We start from the raw sequence: 18,213 nt of genomic DNA on the forward strand, positions 1-18,213 counted from the left end.
TCACCGCGGGAGGAAGTGATCGTGCGCGTTCCCCTGCACGGCAGATCACCGATGGTGTCCAGGACTGCAGCGCTGGTCAACACCGCGTACGCGCAGGGGTGTTGATCCCTGAATGCTTCAGCCGAACCTATGCGCGGCGCTCATGCGGACGGTGTGTCCGCCTCACCCCGCGGGAGGTCCAGGAGGGCGCAGAGCTTCCGCGCGGCGGGGCTGGCCGCATCCCCCGTGGGCCGGGCGAGCGAGACCTCCCACACCGGCTGCGGTCCCTCCGTCAACGGCACGGCGCACAAGCCCGCGGCCTGTGGCTTGCGTGCGAAGTGCCCCGGGACGACCGCCACTCCGAGACCTTGCTCGACCAGCTCGATGAGGCTGTGCACATCGTTGACCTCCAGCGCGACCTGGCGTTCCACACCGGCCGCGGCGAAGGTGCGGTCCGTCAGCTGCCGCACACCCCAGTCGGGCTGGAAGTCCACAAGCGCCTCGCCCTTCATCTCCGCCCACCGTGCTGCGTCTCCCCCGGCGAGCGCGTGCCCCGGGTGGCAGAGCAGGACGAGTGGCTCCCCGGTCAGCCGAGTGAGGTGCACGCCCTGCGGGGGCGGGCCGCACAGGGCGACGAAGGCGAGATCCAGCCGCCCTGCGCCGACGTCCTCGGCGAGCCGGCGCGAACCGGCCTGCCGCAGCCGGATCTCCACCTGAGGGTGCTCCGCACGGAACCGGGCCAGCAGCCGCGGCACATGCACGCCCGCGATGCACTGTTCGGTGCCGACGGACAGGGTGCCGCGCAGGAGCCCCTGTGCGGCGGCGACGGCCTCCTTGGCGGCGCGGACGCTCGCCAGCGTCCGGGTGGCCTCGTCCAGCAGTGCCCTGCCGGGGCCGGTCAGCTCGACACTGCGGGTGGTCCGTACGAAAAGCTTGGCCCCCAGCTCCCGTTCCAGCGCGCGCACGGACGCCGACAGCCCGGACTGGGAGACCACGAGCCGCTCCGCGGCGCGGGTGAAGTGCCGCTCTTCGGCGACGGTGACGAAGTACTCGAGATGCCGTAGTTCCACGATTGAGAAGAGTAGCTGCTGAATCCGTTCGCTTTCTTCTATTGGACGGGTCGGCCGGGGCGGGCGAGGCTGGAGAGGTCCACTGCCGTGAGGAGGAGCGAGAGCATGCGGACCACCACACTCGGAGCGACCGGCCTGGAGGTCTCCCGTGTCGCGTACGGCACCTGGCAACTGGGCGGCGACTGGGGCCCGTTCGACGAGGACGTTGCGACTGCCGCCATCCGCCGGGCCCGTGAGCTGGGCATCAACTTCTTTGACACGGCGCAGGCCTACGGCTTCGGCGCCTCGGAGCGCCTTCTCGGCAAGGCCCTGCGCGGGGACCTGGCCCGTGACCGCGACGGCGTCGTGATCGCCACCAAGGGCGGTGTGCGTCCTCCTGGCCCCAAGGGGCCAGAAGGTACCCCCAGGGGCGGCGGCCGGGACGCCTCGGCCGCCTTCCTGCGCGAAGGCGTCGAGCAGAGCCTGAGGGCACTGGACGTGGAGACCATCGACCTGTACCAGGTCCACTGGCCGGACCCGGAGACGCCCGCCGCCGAGACAGCGGGCGCACTGCAGGAGATGGTCGACGAGGGCAAGCTCCGCCACGTCGGCGTCTCCAACTATGACGCCGCGCAGATGGCGGAGTTCGCCGCCGTACGCCCGGTGGAGACGCTCCAGCCGCCGTACCACCTCTTCCGGCGCGGCATCGAGGCGGAGATCCTTCCGTACACGCAGAAGCACGGGATCGGCGTCCTCGCCTACAGCCCGCTCGCCAGCGGGCTGCTGACCGGCCGCTTCGACGAGGACACCCGCTTCGACGAGAACGACTGGCGCAGCAAGGCCACGGCCTTCACCGGCGACGCGCTGCGGCGGAACCTCGCCGTGGTGCGGCGGCTCTCGGACTTCGCCGAGGCACGCGGTCACAGCGTCAGCGAGATCGCGATCGCGTGGGTGCTGGCGCGCGTGGACGTGGCGCTGGTGGGCGCACGCAGCAGCTCCAGCATCGAATCGAGCGCCGCCGCCGCGGACATCACCCTGAGCGACGACGAGCTCGCCGAGATCGAGAGCATCGCGGCCGACGGCGTCCAGATCGAGGGCGCCAGCCCCGAGGGCGTCGCCTGAGGCAGCCGCACGACCGGGCCGGCCGACCAGCTCGGTCCCGCATGCACGTCCTGCCCTCGCTTGCCTGCCGATCCTTTCCGGCCCCTTCCGTCCCTGGCAGCCCCTTCCGGCCCTTGCGGCCCCTTCCGGCCCTTTCCGATTCATCCGGTAACACTCGAGGAGAGACCCCGTGTACGTAGCCGACGACGACCGCTACGAGTCGATGCCCTACCGCCGCACCGGCCGCAGCGGCCTGCACCTGCCGGCGATCTCGCTGGGCCTGTGGCACAACTTCGGCACCGACCGGCCCCTGGAGCGCCAGCAGGCCATCGTCCGCCGGGCCTTCGATCTGGGCGTCACCCACTTCGACCTGGCGAACAACTACGGCCCGCCGCCCGGTGCGGCGGAGACGGCCTTCGGGCGGATCGTCCACCAGGACCTGCGCCCCTACCGGGACGAGTTCCTCGTCTCCACCAAGGCGGGGCACCTCATGTGGCCCGGCCCGTACGGAGAATGGGGCTCCCGCAAGAGCCTCCTGGCCTCCCTCGACCAGAGCCTGGGCCGCATGGGCCTGGAGTACGTCGACATCTTCTACTCGCACCGGCCCGACCCGGACACTCCGCTGGAGGAGACGATGGGGGCCCTGCACCACGCGGTGCGCCAGGGCAAGGCCCTCTACGCCGGGATCTCCAACTACTCGCCGGAGCAGACGCGCGAGGCCGCCCGCATCCTGCGGGAGCTGGGCACGCCCCTCCTCATTCACCAGCCGCGCTACTCGATGCTCGACCGGGGGCCGGAGCAGGGCCTGCTGGAAACCCTGACCGACATCGGCGCCGGCAGCATCGTCTTCTCACCGCTTGCGCAGGGGCTGCTCTCCAGCCGCTACCTCGACGGCGTACCGGAGGGGTCACGTGCCGCGGGGGCGAGCCCCTTCCTCAGCAGTGAGCAGATCACCGCGGAGACCGTCACCATGCTGCGCGGTCTGAACGAACTGGCGCGTGAGCGCGGGCAGTCGCTGGCGCAGATGGCGCTGGCATGGGTGCTGCGCGACAGCGTCACGTCGGCTCTCGTGGGCGCGAGCAGCCCGGAACAGCTCGCCGACAGCGTCGCGGCGACCGAGTGCCTCGGCTTCGCGGACGACGAACTGGCCCGCATCGAGGAGCTGTTGGCGCAGGGACCGTCGCTCGGCTGAAGCCGAGGGCCGCAAGGCGCTGCCGCCCGCCCGCCGGACGGGCTTGCTCGCGCGTCAGCGACCGCGAGCAAGCCCGTGCGGCGGCTGGTCAGTTGAAGGTGTCGGGGTCGGGCCCCACGCGTACGCCGGTCTCCAAGGTCTCGACGGCGGCGAGGTCGTCGTCGTCCAGTTCGAAGCCGAAGACGTCGAGGTTCTCGCGGATGCGCGCCGGCGTGGACGACTTGGGGATGACGACGTTCCCCAGCTGAAGGTGCCAGCGCAGCACCACCTGCGCCGGGGTCCTGCCGTGCTTTTGGGCGATGCCGGTCACGACCGGGTCGTCGAGCACACCGTTGTTCCGCCCCAGCGGCGACCAGGCCTCGGTGGCGACCCCGGCGTCGGCGTCGAACTCGCGCAACTCCCGCTGCTGGAGGCGCGGATGGAGCTCGATCTGGTTGACGGCAGGAACGATGTCGGTCTCCTCCGCCAGCCGGCGCAGGTGCGCGGACTGGAAGTTGGAGACGCCGATCGCCCTGGCCCGGCCCTCGGCATGGATCTTCTCCAGCGCCCGCCAGGTCTCGACGTACAGATCGCGCGCCGGCAGCGGCCAGTGGATGAGGTACAGGTCGACGTGGTCCAGCCCCAGCTTCGCCATGGAGGCGTCGAAGGCCTTCAGTGCGGCGTCGTGGCCCTGGTCGGTGTTCCACAGCTTGGTGGTCACGAAGAGCTCTTCGCGGGGGATCCCGGACTCGGCGAGGGCACGGCCGGTGCCGGCCTCGTTCCGGTAGAGGGCGGCGGTGTCGATGCTGCGGTAGCCGGCTTCCAGCGCGGTGGCGACCACGCTGTGCGTCTCGTCCTCCGGTACCTGGTAGACGCCGAAGCCCAGCTGCGGCATGCGGATTCCGTTGTTCAGGGTGACTTCGGGGATCGTGCTCACGTGGCGTTCCTCGACTCCTCGGTTCCGGCGTGTCAGCGCGGGTGTCGCGGACCCTTACCTGAACCACTCTAAGGAATGCCCCATTCCGCTCAGCTGCCGAGCGTCTCACCGCGAAGAGGATGGCCTGGCCCATCGCCGAGAATGTGCTCGGCAAGCGTCTCCAGCACTTCCTCGTCCTCCTTCTGCGGCCGCATCAATGCCGGTTCGCCGCGGTAGGTGTCGAAGAGGATGTGCGTCGCGCCCAGTTCCGCGAGCCCGTCCAGGTCGCTCCTGACCTGCCCGAGGCTCCCCTGCCCGGCCAGGCGCGTCTCCTCCGGCAGCGGCGAGTCGGTGAGCCTCAGCGGCAGCCGCGGCGCGAACTGCGGTACGGGCCTGCCCTCTTCCTCGGCGATGCGGCGCAGCGCGGGAAGCCCCGCGTCCCGGTAGAAGCGCATGCTCTGGTTGAGCGGATGCCACGCGTCACCGTGCCGGACGGCGCGGCGCAGCGCAGCTTTGCTGCCGCCTCCGACCCAGACCGGCGGTACGCGGACGGGCAGCGGCCCCGTGGCGACGTCCTCGAACGAGACGAACTCGCCGTGGTGGGAGATCTTCTCGTGCCGCCAGGCCTTGGTGACGACCTCCAGATACTCGTCGGTGATCGCACCCCGCCGGCGGTGTTCCACCCCGAGCGAGCGGTACTCGCTCTCGCTCCAGCTCACCCCGACACCGACGATGAGCCGCCCGCCGCTGAACCTGTCGATGTTCGCCGCCGCTCGGGCGGTCAGCAGGGGATGCCGGAAGGGCAGCACGGTCACCGTGGTCCCCAGTTCGATCCGCTCGGTCAGCCCGGCGAGCCATGCCAGAGTCGTGAACGGGTCGTAGAAGGGCGCCTCGTACTGCTCGGCGATCTCGGGCGTGACCGCGACATGGTCGGAGATCATCGCGAAGTGGAAGCCCCGCTCCTCGGCGTACCGGGCCCAGCGGAGCAGCGTCTCCGGGCCTGTGCCGGTACCGAAGTTGAGGATGTTGACGCCGTATCGCACTGCACTCTCCGTCCCCCGCCCGTGCGGGCACATTCCGTCACGGCACCCGCGTGACGGGCGCTTGTCTTCCTCGCCGACGACAGCGATCACGGTGCGGACCGCCGGAGGGATCCGGGCACCACCTGGCGGCGCACCGTCCGGATCCGGTGCCGGTCCTCATCGCGCCGCCGGTTCCGGTCTCTCCTCCCTCTCCCCCGCCGGCCTCTCTTCCGCCGGATCGCCGGCTTCCGACGCCGCGGGCTTCGGTCCTGGCGGAGCCGTGCCCCGGGAGAGCGCCGCCATGACGAAGGTGACGCTGATCAGCAGCGCCCAGGCCCCGGCCTTCGCCAGGGACACCGGCTGCCAGCCGTCCAGCTGGTCCGGGTAACTCCACGCACCCACGTAGGTCGCCATGTTCTCGGCGATCCAGAGGAAGAAGCCGATGAGCGCGAACGCCAGGGCCAGCGGCATGCGGTACTGCGCCGTCCCGACCCTGTAGTGGACCCAAGTCCCGATCGTCGCGAACAGCATGAGCCCCGCCAACACCCAGCGGGCGTCGGGCAGCCAGTGGTGGCTGAAGAAGTTGATGTAGATCGCGCCCGCCAGCACCGCCATGATGCGCGGACGGTAGCCCGTCAGCCGCAGCTGCATCAGATGCCAGGACCTGCACACATAGCTCCCGACGGCGGAGTAGAGAAACCCGCCGTACAGCGGGACCCCGGCGATCTTCGTCAGCGCAGCCTCCGGATAACTCCACGAACCCAGCTGGACCTTGACCAACTCGAAGAGAAGGCCGATGACGTGGCACCCGGCGAGGACCACCGTGTCCCGCGCGCTGTCCCAGCCCACCCGTCTGGCCAGCAGCGCCAGCGCAATGCCGTAGAGCAGCACGATGTCGTAGCGGGCCAACGGCAGTTCGGGCAGCAGCCGTGAGGCCGCGATCCCCCCGAGCAGTGCGGCGGCGAAGGCGCAGCAGCGCGCCTGGAGCCAGCCGAAGAGCAGCAGCCGACGCACCGCTCGCGATATCCCGTCCATGCCCCTACATGACGCGGAACAGTCGCGGAGCGGTTCGCCCCGGCTGCCCGGGATGAGCTGTTCGGCCAGGCGGCCCCCCAAGCAGCCGACCGGGACGCCGCCCGATGCGGCCCGCCTGGCCGAACAGCTCGAGAACGACCGTTCTCCTCGGCGGAGAGTACAGTGCGCAAGGATGGTTCTTCAAGTGTCGAAGAGGCGGCATGGATACCGAAGTCCCAACAAGCACAAGGGTGTTGGACGCAGCGGACGCCCTCTTCTACGCGCACGGGGTGCAGGCGGTCGGCATCGACCGCATACGTGACTCCTCCGGGGTGTCCCTCAAGCGTCTCTACCAGTGCTTCCCGTCCAAGGGCGCCATCGTGGAGGCCTATCTGCGCCGCCGCGACAAGATCGCACGAGGTGCGATCGAGGAGCACATCGCCGGCTACGACACGCCCAGGGAAAAGCTTCTCGCCATGTTCGAGTGGCTGCACGCCTGGTTCCAGCAACCCGGTTTCCACGGCTGCGCGTTCAACAACGCCTTCGGGGAACTCGGCAGCGGCTCGGCGGCGGTCGCCCAGGTCGTCAGGGAACACAAGGCGGCTCTGAGGGCCATCTTCCGCCGCCTGGTCGACGGCACCGGTGTCGCGGATCCCGAGCGCATGACGGGCCAGATCATCGTGCTGTTCGACGGAGCGATCACTGTGGGAACCGTCAGCGGGATGCCCGAGGCGGCCCTGCAGGCCCGTGACGCGGTGAGCGTCCTTCTCACTGCCGGCATCCCCGGCTCCGGCGACTGACCCACCGCCGCACGCGGAAACCACCGGCCGGCCGAGGGCCGCACCGGCTGCCGTCCGCCCCGTACCAGCAGAGCTCCAGGCCGTCCCGTCGCAGCATCCGCACAGGACACAGGCGTCCGCGAGGCTGACCGCCGCGCCGTGCGGCCGTATCGTCGCCGTACCTGCCGGGGCGGTGAGCGCCCGCCGCGCGCCCCCGGCTGCGGCGGCGGCCATGGTTCCGTCCCAGTTGGGCACGCTCACCGTCGGACGACAACGCACAAGCGGGCGGCCCCGCAGGACCGCCCGGAAGGAGGCCCACGGTGGGCGACTACGAGGAGATCTTCCGTGCGAGCGTCGCGGACCGGGAGCGGTTCTGGCTCGACGCTGCCGGTGCGCTGGACTGGCACAGGGCGCCGTCGCAGGCGCTGGACGATTCGCGGCCGCCCTTCTACCGCTGGTTCCCCGACGGGGAGCTGAACGTCTGCCACAACGCTCTCGACCGCCACTGCGAGGCGGGCCACGGAAGCCGCGCGGCGCTGATCCACGACTCCCCCGTCACGGGCGTGAAGACCACCTACACCTACGACCAACTCCGGGACGAGGTCGCCGTCTTCGCGGGCGTGCTGCGGGACGCGGGCGTCTCGGCGGGCGACCGGGTCGTGATCTACATGCCGATGGTCCCCGAGGCCGCCGTCGCGATGCTCGCCTGCGCACGGCTGGGCGCGGTGCACTCCGTGGTCTTCGGCGGGTTCGCGGCGAAGGAACTCGCGGTGCGGATCGACGACGCCTCACCCACCGTCGTGGTCTCGGCGTCCTGCGGTATCGAGGGGTTCCGCGTCATCGAGTACAAACCGCTGCTCGACCAGGCGATCGAGATGGCCTCGCACAAGCCCGCGTGCCAGATCATCCTGCAACGCCCGCAGGCCGAGGCGGCGATGGGCGCGACGGACGTCGACTGGGCGCAGGCCTGCGCCACGGCCTCGCCGGCCGACCCGGTGACCGTGCGCTCCACCGACCCCCTCTACGTCCTCTACACCTCCGGGACCACCGGCAAGCCCAAGGGCGTCGTACGCGACAGCGGCGGATACGCCGCCGCCCTGGCCTGGAGCATGACCAACGTCTACGACGTCGGGCCCGGGCAGACGCTCTTCACCGCCTCCGACGTCGGCTGGGTCGTCGGGCATTCCTACATCGTCTACGCGCCGCTGCTCGCGGGAGCGACGACGGTGCTCTACGAGGGCAAGCCGGTCGGCACTCCGGACGCGGGACAGTTCTGGCGTGTGGCGTCCGAGTACGGCGTGCGCTCGATGTTCACCGCACCGACGGCCTTCCGTGCGCTGAAGAAGGAGGACCCGGACGGCGAACTGGCCCGGCAGTACGACCTGTCGTCGCTGAAGTACCTGTTCCTCGCGGGGGAACGGCTCGACCCGGAAACCTACCGCTGGGCCTCGGAGTTGCTGGACATCCCCGTCATCGACCACTGGTGGCAGACGGAGACGGGCTGGCCGATCGTCGCCAATCCCGCCGGGATCGAGCTGCTGCCGGTCAAGCCGGGTTCGCCGACGAAGCCGCTGCCCGGCTGGGACATCCAGGTGCTCGACGGCGACGGCAAGCAGGTCCCGCCAGGCACCAACGGCGCCATCGTCGCGAAACTGCCGATGCCCCCGGGCGCGCTGCCGACGCTGTGGAACGACGACGATCGCTTCGTGCAGTCGTACATGTCGGCCTTCGACGGCTACTACCTCACCGGTGACGGCGGCTATCTCGACGAGGACGGCTACCTCTTCGTGATGGGACGCACGGACGACGTCATCAACGTCGCCGGCCACCGCCTCTCCACCGGCGGCATGGAAGAGGCGCTCGCCGGACATCCGGACGTCGCGGAGTGCGCCGTGATCGGAGTCGCCGACGAGATGAAGGGGCAGGTGCCGCGCGGTTTCGTGGTGCTCAAGTCCGGCGTCGACGCCACCAGCGACGGCTACCAGGAGCAACTGCGCCGGGAACTGGTGCAGTTGGTGCGAGACCAGGTCGGCGCCGTCGCCTCGCTCAAGGACGTCGCCGTCGTGGCCGGCCTACCGAAGACCAGGTCGGGAAAGATCCTGCGCAAGTCCATGCGGAGCATCGCCGACGGCACCGACGAGCCCGTGCCCAGCACGATCGACGACGCCAGCGTGCTGGAGGCGCTGCGGCCCACGCTGCGGAAGCAGTGACGCTCACGGCTCCCGGCCCAGGGGCCCACGTGTGGCACGGCGGCGCGCAGCCTTCGGGTGCGGCACTCGAACTGGTCGCGAACGAATCCCTGCGCGAGAGCATCGTCCGGCTCCGGTGCCACCTGAACGGCTGACCGGGCAGCGGGCCGGGCGGACGCCGTTCCCGGGGCGTGCCGTGCGGCGATGAAGTGGGGCCCTGCGTACGTACGGGTGGGCCGGTCGGCGCGGCGCACGGCACAGAGGTAGAGAGTAGACATGTCGCAGCGGTTCGCCGGTCTCCGCCGGTCCCTGAGCGCAAGCCCCTGGATCACCGCCGTCCCGGTCGCCTGGCTGGTGCTCGTCGTCGTGGTCGACGTGGCCGCGCCCCCGAGATCCATCTCGGCCCGCTGCTGGTGGCGGCCCCGGCGCTCACGGCTTCGTTCGCGGGAGCGTGGACCACTGGACTCATCGCCTTCCTCGCCGTGGTCGCTCAGGCCGTCATCGCGCTGCTGCGGGACAGGGACGAGCTCTTCTCGGCCAACCACCAGGCCCAGATCGCGGCGCTGGTCCTCGTCGGTGCCTCGCTGGTGGCCTACTGCATCGTGCGGGAGCGGCGTGAGCGGGAGCTCTCCCAGGTCCGCTACGTCTCGGAGGTCGCGCAACGGCTGGTGCTGCGGCCCCTGCCCCAGCGGATCGGGTCGCTGCAGGTGGCCTCGATGTATCTCGCCGCGGAGGCGGAGGCCCGGATCGGCGGAGACCTGTACGCCGCTGCCCGCACCGACCACAGCACCCGGCTGATCATCGGCGACGTACAGGGAAAGGCATCACCGCGATCGGGGACGCCGCCCTCGCCCTCGGTGCGTTCCGGGCGGCCGTCCATCAGCGTGCGAGCCTGATCGGAACGGCATCGTTCCTCGACGAGAGCGTCTCATGGAACCTGGGCGACCCCGTCAGGGCCGAGCAGTCCCAGGAAATCTTCATCACCGCGTCCTTCCTCGACATCCCCGACGAGGAACACTCGGCGGCCATGGTCGTCTGCGGGCATCCACCGCCGCTGCTTCTGAGGAAGGGCCATGTGACCGAAGTGGCTCCGCACAAGCCGGCTCCGCCGCTCGGTCTGGGCCTGCTCGCGGCAGCCGAGTACCACGCGCAGACGTTCGAGCTCGAGACCGGGGACATGCTGCTGCTCTTCACGGACGGCCTCACCGAAGCCCGGGACCGCCACGGCAACTTCTACCCGTTGGCGGACCGGGTCCTGACCTGGGCCGAGTCGGGCCCGGAGGAGCTGCTGCAGCGGATCAGCCACGACCTGAGCCGTCACGTCGGCGGAGCGCTGGGCGACGACGCCGCGCTGGTCGCCCTGCAGCGCGTGCCGTGAGGCGGGAGCCTCCGGTCTCTGCTCACCGTGAGGTCCTGCCATCGAGAGCGCGGTCATGGCCCGCCGAGGTCGAGCGTCGCCAGAACAGGGAAGTGGTCGCTGGGGTACCGGCCCTCGTGGGTGAAGGTGCTGATCCGGGCCGACGTCGTACGGACACCCGGTGACGTGAGGATCCAGTCGATGCGGGCACCGCTCGATGACATGCCGGCGTAGTTGTGCCAGGTGTGGTGGTCCTCGCCCCGCTGCTCGGCCGGTGCGGCGGTGAAGGAGTCGGTCAACTCACCGTCCTTCACGAGGGTTTCGTGGACACCGCCGTCGCCCAGGACCGGCGGGACGTTGAAGTCACCCATGACGACGCACGGCAGGCCCGGCTCGAAGGGCGGCAGCGGGGCACCGGGGCGGCGCATCTGCTGGACGAGAAGCCGGGCACCCTCGAGCCGGGCCTCGGCGCTCACGTTGTCCAGATGGGTGTTGAGCGCGTAGAACTCGCCGCCGTCCGCCCGGTCGCGGAAGCGCACCCAGGTGACCATGCGCGGCGAGCCCGCACCGGGCCACTTCTGCCCGACCGCGTGCGGGTCCGGGGCGATCCAGAAGTGCTCGTACTCCACGGGGTCCAGGCGGCCGGCGTCGTAGAAGACCGCCATGAACTCGCCGCGGCTGCCGCCCTCCCGGCCGAGGCCGATCCAGTCGTATCTCCGGCCGGTCTGCTGCATGTCCTCGTGGATGTCCCGCAGTTGACGGTGCAGCCCCTCCTGGGTGCCGATGAGGTCTGGTGCCTCCTCCCTCAGCAGGGCGGCCACGGCCGGCCGTCGCTCCGGCCAGGAGTGCGGAACGGCCGGGTCGTAGTCGGCGAAGCGGAGATTGAACGTCATCACGCGAAGCTCCATGGCACATCCGTATCACCGCGTCCCGTTCGCCGGGGCCGCATCCCCACAGGCGCTGGTGCTCGGCAACCCCAGCCAGCGCTGGGGGCATCGCTGACCGATCGCGGTCAGTGCACGGGGGCGTCCGCCGGGGAGCCGTCCTGTGCGGGCGCCGGTCCGGCGCCGGTCGCCGAACCGGGCAGCGTGGCCTGTGCCGCACCAGGCCGGCCGGGGGCTGCCGCCGCGACGCGGGCGTCCCGCCGCACCAGGGCCGCATACCGCCCGTCGGCGGCGAGCAGTTCGGCGTGCGTGCCGCGCTCTGCGATGCGTCCCGCGTCCAGCACCACGATCTGGTCGGCGTCCCTGACGGTGGAGAGTCGGTGGGCGATGGTGAGGGTGGTGCGGCCCGCGGAGAGGGCGTCGACGGCCTGCTGGACCGCGCGCTCGGTGCGGGTGTCCAGCGCACTCGTCGCCTCGTCCAGGATGAGGACCGGCGGATCGCGCAGGATCGTGCGGGCGAGGGCGAGGCGCTGCTTCTCGCCGCCGGAGAAGCGGTGGCCCCGCTCCCCGACGAGGGTGTCGTAGCCGTCGGGCAGCGCCGCGATGTGGTCGTGGATCTGGGCGGCCCGGGCGGCGTCGTGCAGCTCCTCGCGGGTCGCGTCGGGCTTGGCGAAGCGCAGGTTGTCGGCGACGGAGGCGTGGAAGAGGTAGGTCTCCTGGGAGACGACGCCGACAGCCCGGGCGAGGGTGTCGAAGTCGAGGTCGCGCACGTCGACGCCGTCGAGGGTGACGCGGCCGCCGGTGACGTCGTACAGGCGCGGCACGAGATGGCCGAGCGTGGTCTTGCCCGAACCGGTGACGCCGACGAGGGCGAGGGAGGTGCCCTCGGGCACGGTGAGGTCGATGCCGTGCAAGGTGGCGGGGGCGTCCTTCCCGCCGTATGCGAAGTCGACCTGCTCGAAGCGGACTTCGCCGCGCACCTGCTCCAGCCTGACGGGCGAGGCGGGTTCCTCGATGTCGACGGGCAGATCGAGGTATTCGAAGATGCGCTGGAAGAGAGCGAGCGAGGTCTGCATCTCGACGCCTGTCGACAGCAGCGAGACCGTCGGCCGCAGCAGCCCCTGCTGGAGGGTGACGAACGCGACGAGCGTGCCGATGGACAGGCCCGGCCCGCCCATGTGGACGAGCATCCCGGCCGTCCAGTACAGCAGTGCGGGGATGGCACCCATGACGATGCCGATGGTCGACATCCGCCAGCGGCCCGCCATGTGGGAGCGGACCTCCAGTCCGACCAGCCGTTCGGACTCGCCGGCGAAGTGACGGGTGAGGGAGTCGGCACGGCCCATCGTCCGCCCGAGCAGAATGCCGCTGACGGACAGCGACTCCGTGACGAGGGCGGACATCGCGGCCATCTGTGCCTGCCGCTGCGTGGTGATCCGCTTGCGCTCCCGTCCGACGCGTCGGCTGATCCAGACGAAGAACGGCAGGAGCAGCAGAGAGGCGACCGTCAGCCGCCAGTCCAGGGCGAGCATGGCGGCGACGGTCGCAACGACGCCTGTGAGGTTGGAGACGAGGGAGGTCGCGGTGGAGGTGACGGTCGCCTGCATGCCGCCGATGTCGTTGGCGATGCGGGACTGCACCTCGCCGGTGCGGGTGCGCGTGAAGAACGCCAGCGGCATCCGCTGGAGCTTGGCGTAGACGTCGGTGCGCAGGTCGTGCATGACGCGCTGCCCGACGGTGGTGGACAGATACGTCTGCAGCACGTTGAAGACGCTGCTGACGACCGCGATGAGGATCAGCCCGAGCGCGAGCAGGCTCAGCAGCCCGGTGCGCCGGTCGGGAATGGCGACGTCGAGGATCTCCCGGAGCAGGAAGGGCGAGGCCACGGAGACCAGCGAGGAGGCTCCCACCAGTAGTCCGACGACGGCCAGCCGACCCCTGTAGGGGCGGAAGATGCGCAGGATGCGCCTCACTTCCCGGGGCTGCTCCCCGGCGGCGTCGCCGTCCTTCTTCGGTGGGGTCCACTCGGTGGTGTCGTGGTGCAACGGACTCCTCGGGCTCGGGGTCTCGATCGGTGTTTCCGGGTCGGGCTTCCGGGGCGGGTCCGGACGCCGGGTGTCAAACGGTCATTCGAGACTACGCGCCGTCCGCGGAGCCGCCGAACGCGGAATCCGGCCGGAACCGGACCCGATGTCTGCCCCTAGCATGGGCCGGACACCCGTCCGTGCGCCCTCCCAGGAGAGATCATGCCGCTGCTCGACCCAGGACACGGCGCCCTGCGGCCCCGTACGAGCGCCGGGCACGTGCCCGCGCACGACCGGGTCCCGGAGGCTCTGGCGGGAGGCACGCCGCAGCCGCTCCGCGACGACCTGGTACGGCTGCTGGGCCGGGAGAAGGTGTTGTGGAAGGTCTCGGACCTGGTCCGTTACGCATCCGACGCGAGCCCGTACCGGTTCGTGCCGCAGGTGGTCGTGGTCGCCGGGGACGCCGATGACGTCTCGGCCGTGCTCTCCTACGCCCGCACCCAAGGGCGTCAGGTCGTCTTCCGCGCTGCCGGCACGTCCCTCAACGGCCAGGCACAGGGCGAGGACATCCTCGTCGACGTGCGCCGCCACTGGACGGGCGTCGAGGTGCTCGACGAGGCCGGCACACGTGCCCGTATCGGGCCCGGCACGACCGTGGTGCGGGCCAACGCCTCGCTGGCCCCGTACGGGCGGCTGCTGGGCCCGGACCCGGCGAGCGCGATCGCCTGCACACTCGGCGGCGTCGTCGCCAACAACGCCTCCGGCATGACCGCCGGCACGAGCCGCAACTCCTACCGCACCCTGGCCTCGCTCACCTTCGTCCTGCCGTCCGGCACGGTCGTCGACACCGCCGCTCCTGACGCCGACGAAGCTCTGGCGCGCGCCGAACCCGCCCTCTGCGAGGGCCTCATCGCCCTGAAGGCCGACATCGAAGCGGACGCGGAACTCACCTCCCGCATCCGTGCCAAGTACGAGCTGAAGAACACCAACGGCTACCGCCTCGACGCCTTCCTCGACGGGGACACCCCCGTGAGCATCCTGCGGGGACTCGCGGTCGGCTCGGAGGGCACACTCGGCTTCATCTCCGAAGTCGTCTTCGACACGCTCCCCCTGAACCGGCACACCTCGACGGCGCTGCTGTTCTTCCCCTCCCTCTCCGCGGCGGCCTCCGCGGTACCCCGCTTCAACGAGGCGGGAGCCATGGCGGTCGAGCTGATGGACGGCAACACCCTGAGGGCATCGGTCAGCGTGGCGGGCGTACCGGCTGACTGGGCCGAACTGCCGAAGGAGACCGCCGCGCTGCTGGTGGAGTTCCGGGAACCGGACGAGGCGGCACAGCAGGAGCGGGAGCGGGAGGCGTCCGCGGTGATGGCGGACCTCGAACTCGTCGCCCCCGTACCGTCGGTGACCAACGCCTTCACACGCGAGGCCAAGACCATCGGCTTCTACTGGAAGGCGCGCAAGGCCTTCGTCTCGGCGGTCGGCGGTTCGCGTCCCTCCGGGACGACGCTGATCACGGAGGACTTCGCCGTGCCGCCCTCCCGTCTCGCCGAGGCGTGCGAGGCGCTGCTCGCGCTGCAGGAGCGGCACGGATTCGACGCCGCGGTCGCCGGGCACGCCGCCCACGGCAATCTGCACTTCCTGCTCGCCTTCGACGCCGCCGACGAGGGAGACGTGGCGCGGTACGCGGCGTTCATGGACGAGTTCTGCCGGCTTACGGTCGAACGCTTCGACGGCTCTCTCAAGGCGGAGCACGCCACCGGACGCAACATCGCGCCCTTCCTCCAGCTGGAGTGGGGCGAGCGGGCCACGGAGTTGATGTGGCGAATCAAGGAGACCGTCGACCCGGCGGGCGTGCTGGCGCCACGGGTGCTTCTGGACCGCGACCCGAAGGCTCATCTGCGCGGCCTGAAGTCGATCCCGAAGGTCGAGGCGGTGGGCGACCCGTGCATCGAGTGCGGCTTCTGCGAACCGACCTGCCCCAGTGGGGACTTGACGACCACACCTCGTCAACGCATCGTGCTGCGCCGGGAGATGCTGCGCCAGCCAGCCGGGTCCGCCGTCAACGAGAGCCTGCTGGAGAGCTACGGCTACGACGCCATCGACACCTGCGCGGGAGATTCGACGTGCGCCCTCGCCTGCCCCGTCGGCATCGACACGGGCGCGATGATGAAGGACTTCCGGCACCAGCGGCACTCGCCTCGCGAGGAGCGCAACGCGGAGCGTGCTGCCCGGCGCTTCCATCTCGTGGAGCGGTCGGCGCGGCTGGCAGTGGCCGCGGCGGACACGCTGCGCCGCAGGGTGCTGCCGCGCCGGGGCGAGCGGCTGCTCGAGTCGCTGACGGGCGCCGCGCGCAAGGCCGTACGCCCCGACCTCGTCCCCGAGTGGCTGCCGCAGATCCCCTCGGCGGCGGCCAAGCGGCTGCCCGCCACGGACCGCAACGGCGCCGCGGCCGTCTACTACCCGGCGTGCGTCAACCGGATCTTCGGCGAACCGGACGGATACGAGGGCCCGTCGCTGCCGCAGTCCATGGTGATCGTCTCCGCGCGGGCCGGGCGGCCCGTGTGGATTCCCGAGGACGTGGTGGGCACCTGCTGCGCAACGATCTGGCACTCCAAGGGCTATGCGGCGGGCAACGAGCTGATGGCGAACCGGATCGTGGAGGCTGCCTGGCGCTGGACGGACGGCGGTGAACTGCCGCTGGTGGTGGATGCCTCCTCCTGCACGCTGGGCATCGGCGAGGAGGTCGTGCCGTACCTGACTCCGGCCAACCGCAAGGTGCACGAGCGGCTGAAGGTCATCGACTCCGTCGCATGGGCGGCGCAGGAGCTGCTGCCGCGGCTGACGGTGGAGCGGCGGCGGGACTCCGCGGTGCTCCATCCGACCTGTTCCATGCAACACCTGGGCGGGACCGAGCAGTTGCGCGCGGTGGCGGAGGCGTGCGCCGAGGAGGTCGTCGTACCCGTGGACGCTCGCTGCTGCGGCTTCGCCGGCGACAGGGGCATGCTGCACAAGGAGCTCACCGCTTCCGCGACGGCGCGCGAGGCCGCCGAGGTGACCGCGCGGGACTTCGAGGCGTACCTGTCGGCCAACCGGATGTGCGAGGTGGGCATGGACCACGCGACGGGCGGCCGCGGCTACCGTTCCGTGCTGCTGGAGCTGGAGCGGGCCACCCGGCCCGACTGAACTCCAGGACCGCACCCGGCGGGGGCCGGGAGCGGCCCTGGAAGGTCAGTTCAGCGTGCGGCCGTCGGGGCCATCGTCAGTGTGCGCGCTAGGACTTGGCGCCTGTGTGCAGCGCCAGCACGCCCTTCGCCGGGACGGTTGCCTCCGCCTTGCCGTCGTCGCCGACGGTGACGGTGTTGCCGTCGCACTTGTCCGGCGAGGCTTTGGCGACGTTGCAATAGGTTCCGGCGGGCAGCGACGTGGAGAAGGTCCGCTTGAGCTCTCCGTCGCCCGCGTTGAGGGCGACGAAGCCCTTGCCGGACCGCCCGAAGGACAGGGCGGACCCCTCCGACCACCAGTCCGTCAACTCCGCGCCGCCGACGGCGTTGCGGAAGCCGACCATGCCGGTGATCTCTCGCTGCGCGTGCATGTCCGTCCAGCCTCCATCACCGCTGGGCGGGCCCGCGTCCTTCTCGGACCACTCGTAGCCGGAGAAGACGTTCGGCGCGCCGTAGGGGTGAGCCAGCAAGAAGGCGTTGGCGAGCTTGTAGACGTCGCCGTCCTTGTAGGTGAGCGTCGAACCGTTGCGCTCGGTGTCCCAGTTGTCGACGAACGTACGGGCCTTGTCGGCGGTCAGCTTGCCCTCGGCGATGTTCTTCAGGCCGCCGACGTCGCCGCCCTGGAAGGCGCTCTTGAGGTGCTTGCCGTAGCGGAACTCATCCACGTCGCCCAGGTCCGTGTACTCCTCGGGCTGGACGGCCTCCCCGTCCCCGTGGATCACCTCGGACACCCAGAAGCCGGGGTCGGCCATCTTGCCCTTGATGGCCTTGATGTCGTCCGCGGACATGTGCTTGGCGGCGTCGATGCGGAGCCCGTCGACGCCCATGTCCCTCAGGCTGTCGAGGTAGCCGGCGATCGTGGAGCGCACCTTGTCGCTCCCGGTGTCGAGGTCGGACAGACTCACGAGTTCGCAGCTCTGCACGTCCTCCCGGTTCTTGTAGTCGGAGATGTCCTTGCGGCAGCCGTGGAAGTCGGAGTCGCCGTAGGTGCCGGGGTAGTCGTACTTGCTGTACTGAGTACCGCCGGTGCCCGTACCGGACGCGGCGGCCATGTGATTGATGACCGCATCGGCGATCACCTTCACCCCCGCGTCGTGGCAGGCGCTCACCATGCTCTTGAACGCGTCGGCGTCACCGAGCCGCCCCGCGATCTTGTAGCTGACGGGCTGGTACGACGTCCACCACTGCTCGCCCTTGATGTGCTCGGTGGCGGGCGAGACCTCGACGTAGCCGTAACCCGCCGGGCCGAGCGTGTCCTTGCACTCCTTGCCCACGTCGGCGTACGGCTTCTCGAAGAGCGTTGCCGTGACTGTCTTTTCACCCGGGGGCGCCGCCTGGGACGGCCATGCGTTGAGTGCCGTGACGGCGCCCGCCGCCAGGACCGCGGCCGTGCTCGCGCAGATCAGACGCTTTCTCATCGTGTGCGGCTCCTTCGTCGTCGGACACAGAGGTGCCGAGGAAGGCAGCCACGCGCCAGGCCGCCGTGGGGGGTTGGAAGGGAGCC

At 70.6% G+C, this 18,213-nt stretch carries 14 protein-coding genes; 7 read left to right on the plus strand and 7 right to left on the minus strand.

Features of this window, described 5'->3' with window-relative positions:
* Positions 1-140: 140 nt before the first annotated feature.
* Positions 141-1,049: a LysR family transcriptional regulator gene (locus I004_RS0104200; protein ID WP_028434448.1), complete on the minus strand. Its 909-nt coding sequence runs from the start codon at positions 1,047-1,049 to the stop codon at positions 141-143.
* 105 nt (positions 1,050-1,154) lie between these two features.
* Here I004_RS0104200 and I004_RS0104205 point away from each other — a divergent pair, with 105 nt between their 5' ends.
* Both I004_RS0104205 and I004_RS0104210 read left to right on the plus strand, forming a co-directional pair.
* The gene (locus tag I004_RS0104205; protein WP_037974998.1) at positions 1,155-2,150 is read left to right on the plus strand and encodes an aldo/keto reductase; all 996 of its coding nucleotides are present in this window, start codon (positions 1,155-1,157) and stop codon (positions 2,148-2,150) included.
* A 169-nt stretch (positions 2,151-2,319) separates the two neighbouring features.
* Positions 2,320-3,321 (plus strand): aldo/keto reductase, encoded by a 1,002-nt coding sequence (locus I004_RS0104210; protein ID WP_028434450.1) that lies wholly within the window; start codon positions 2,320-2,322, stop codon positions 3,319-3,321.
* An 88-nt stretch (positions 3,322-3,409) separates the two neighbouring features.
* On the opposite strand, the gene I004_RS0104215 is transcribed toward I004_RS0104210, so the two are convergent.
* From I004_RS0104215 to I004_RS32125, 3 genes are all read right to left on the minus strand, one after another.
* Positions 3,410-4,195, minus strand: coding sequence for an aldo/keto reductase (locus I004_RS0104215; protein WP_199779340.1), 786 nt, complete (start codon positions 4,193-4,195; stop codon positions 3,410-3,412).
* A gap of 131 nt (positions 4,196-4,326) precedes the next feature.
* A complete protein-coding gene (locus I004_RS0104220) occupies positions 4,327-5,259 on the minus strand; it encodes a TIGR03619 family F420-dependent LLM class oxidoreductase (RefSeq protein WP_028434452.1) in 933 nt (310 codons plus the stop codon).
* Between the two features lie 156 nt (positions 5,260-5,415).
* Positions 5,416-6,273, minus strand: coding sequence for a DUF817 domain-containing protein (locus tag I004_RS32125; protein ID WP_078510813.1), 858 nt, complete (start codon positions 6,271-6,273; stop codon positions 5,416-5,418).
* A gap of 200 nt (positions 6,274-6,473) precedes the next feature.
* On the opposite strand from I004_RS32125, the gene I004_RS0104230 reads away from it, so the two are divergent.
* The 4 genes from I004_RS0104230 (at position 6,474) to I004_RS40135 (ending at position 10,598) form a co-directional block, all read left to right on the plus strand.
* Positions 6,474-7,052, plus strand: a complete 579-nt coding sequence (locus I004_RS0104230) for a TetR/AcrR family transcriptional regulator (protein ID WP_028434453.1) — start codon at positions 6,474-6,476, stop codon at positions 7,050-7,052.
* Between the two features lie 299 nt (positions 7,053-7,351).
* On the plus strand, positions 7,352-9,241 hold the full coding sequence (locus I004_RS0104235) for a propionyl-CoA synthetase (protein WP_028434454.1): 1,890 nt from the start codon (positions 7,352-7,354) through the stop codon (positions 9,239-9,241).
* Between the two features lie 392 nt (positions 9,242-9,633).
* Positions 9,634-10,116 (plus strand): hypothetical protein, encoded by a 483-nt coding sequence (locus I004_RS40130; protein ID WP_486579731.1) that lies wholly within the window; start codon positions 9,634-9,636, stop codon positions 10,114-10,116.
* Positions 10,053-10,598 carry a PP2C family protein-serine/threonine phosphatase gene (locus I004_RS40135; protein WP_486579795.1) on the plus strand — a complete coding sequence of 182 codons (546 nt, stop codon included), beginning with the start codon at positions 10,053-10,055 and terminating at the stop codon, positions 10,596-10,598. Before I004_RS40130 ends, I004_RS40135 begins: the two co-directional genes overlap by 64 nt.
* Positions 10,599-10,651: 53 nt before the next feature.
* Here I004_RS40135 and I004_RS32135 read toward each other — a convergent pair whose 3' ends face one another.
* Together I004_RS32135 and I004_RS32140 are read right to left on the minus strand one after the other, a co-directional pair.
* Complete coding sequence (locus I004_RS32135; RefSeq protein WP_158676997.1) at positions 10,652-11,470, minus strand: endonuclease/exonuclease/phosphatase family protein; 819 nt, start codon at positions 11,468-11,470, stop codon at positions 10,652-10,654.
* A 119-nt stretch (positions 11,471-11,589) separates the two neighbouring features.
* Positions 11,590-13,506: an ABC transporter ATP-binding protein gene (locus I004_RS32140; protein ID WP_078510814.1), complete on the minus strand. Its 1,917-nt coding sequence runs from the start codon at positions 13,504-13,506 to the stop codon at positions 11,590-11,592.
* Positions 13,507-13,707: 201 nt separating this feature from the next.
* On the opposite strand from I004_RS32140, the gene I004_RS0104260 reads away from it, so the two are divergent.
* Complete coding sequence (locus tag I004_RS0104260) at positions 13,708-16,671, plus strand: FAD-binding and (Fe-S)-binding domain-containing protein (RefSeq protein ID WP_028434455.1); 2,964 nt, start codon at positions 13,708-13,710, stop codon at positions 16,669-16,671.
* A gap of 88 nt (positions 16,672-16,759) precedes the next feature.
* Here the strand turns inward: I004_RS0104260 and I004_RS0104265 are convergent, their stop codons facing one another.
* Positions 16,760-18,127, minus strand: a complete 1,368-nt coding sequence (locus I004_RS0104265; protein WP_028434456.1) for an alpha-amylase — start codon at positions 18,125-18,127, stop codon at positions 16,760-16,762.
* Between the last annotated feature and the right edge of the window lie 86 nt (positions 18,128-18,213).

The organism is Streptomyces sp. TAA486 (assembly GCF_000426165.1).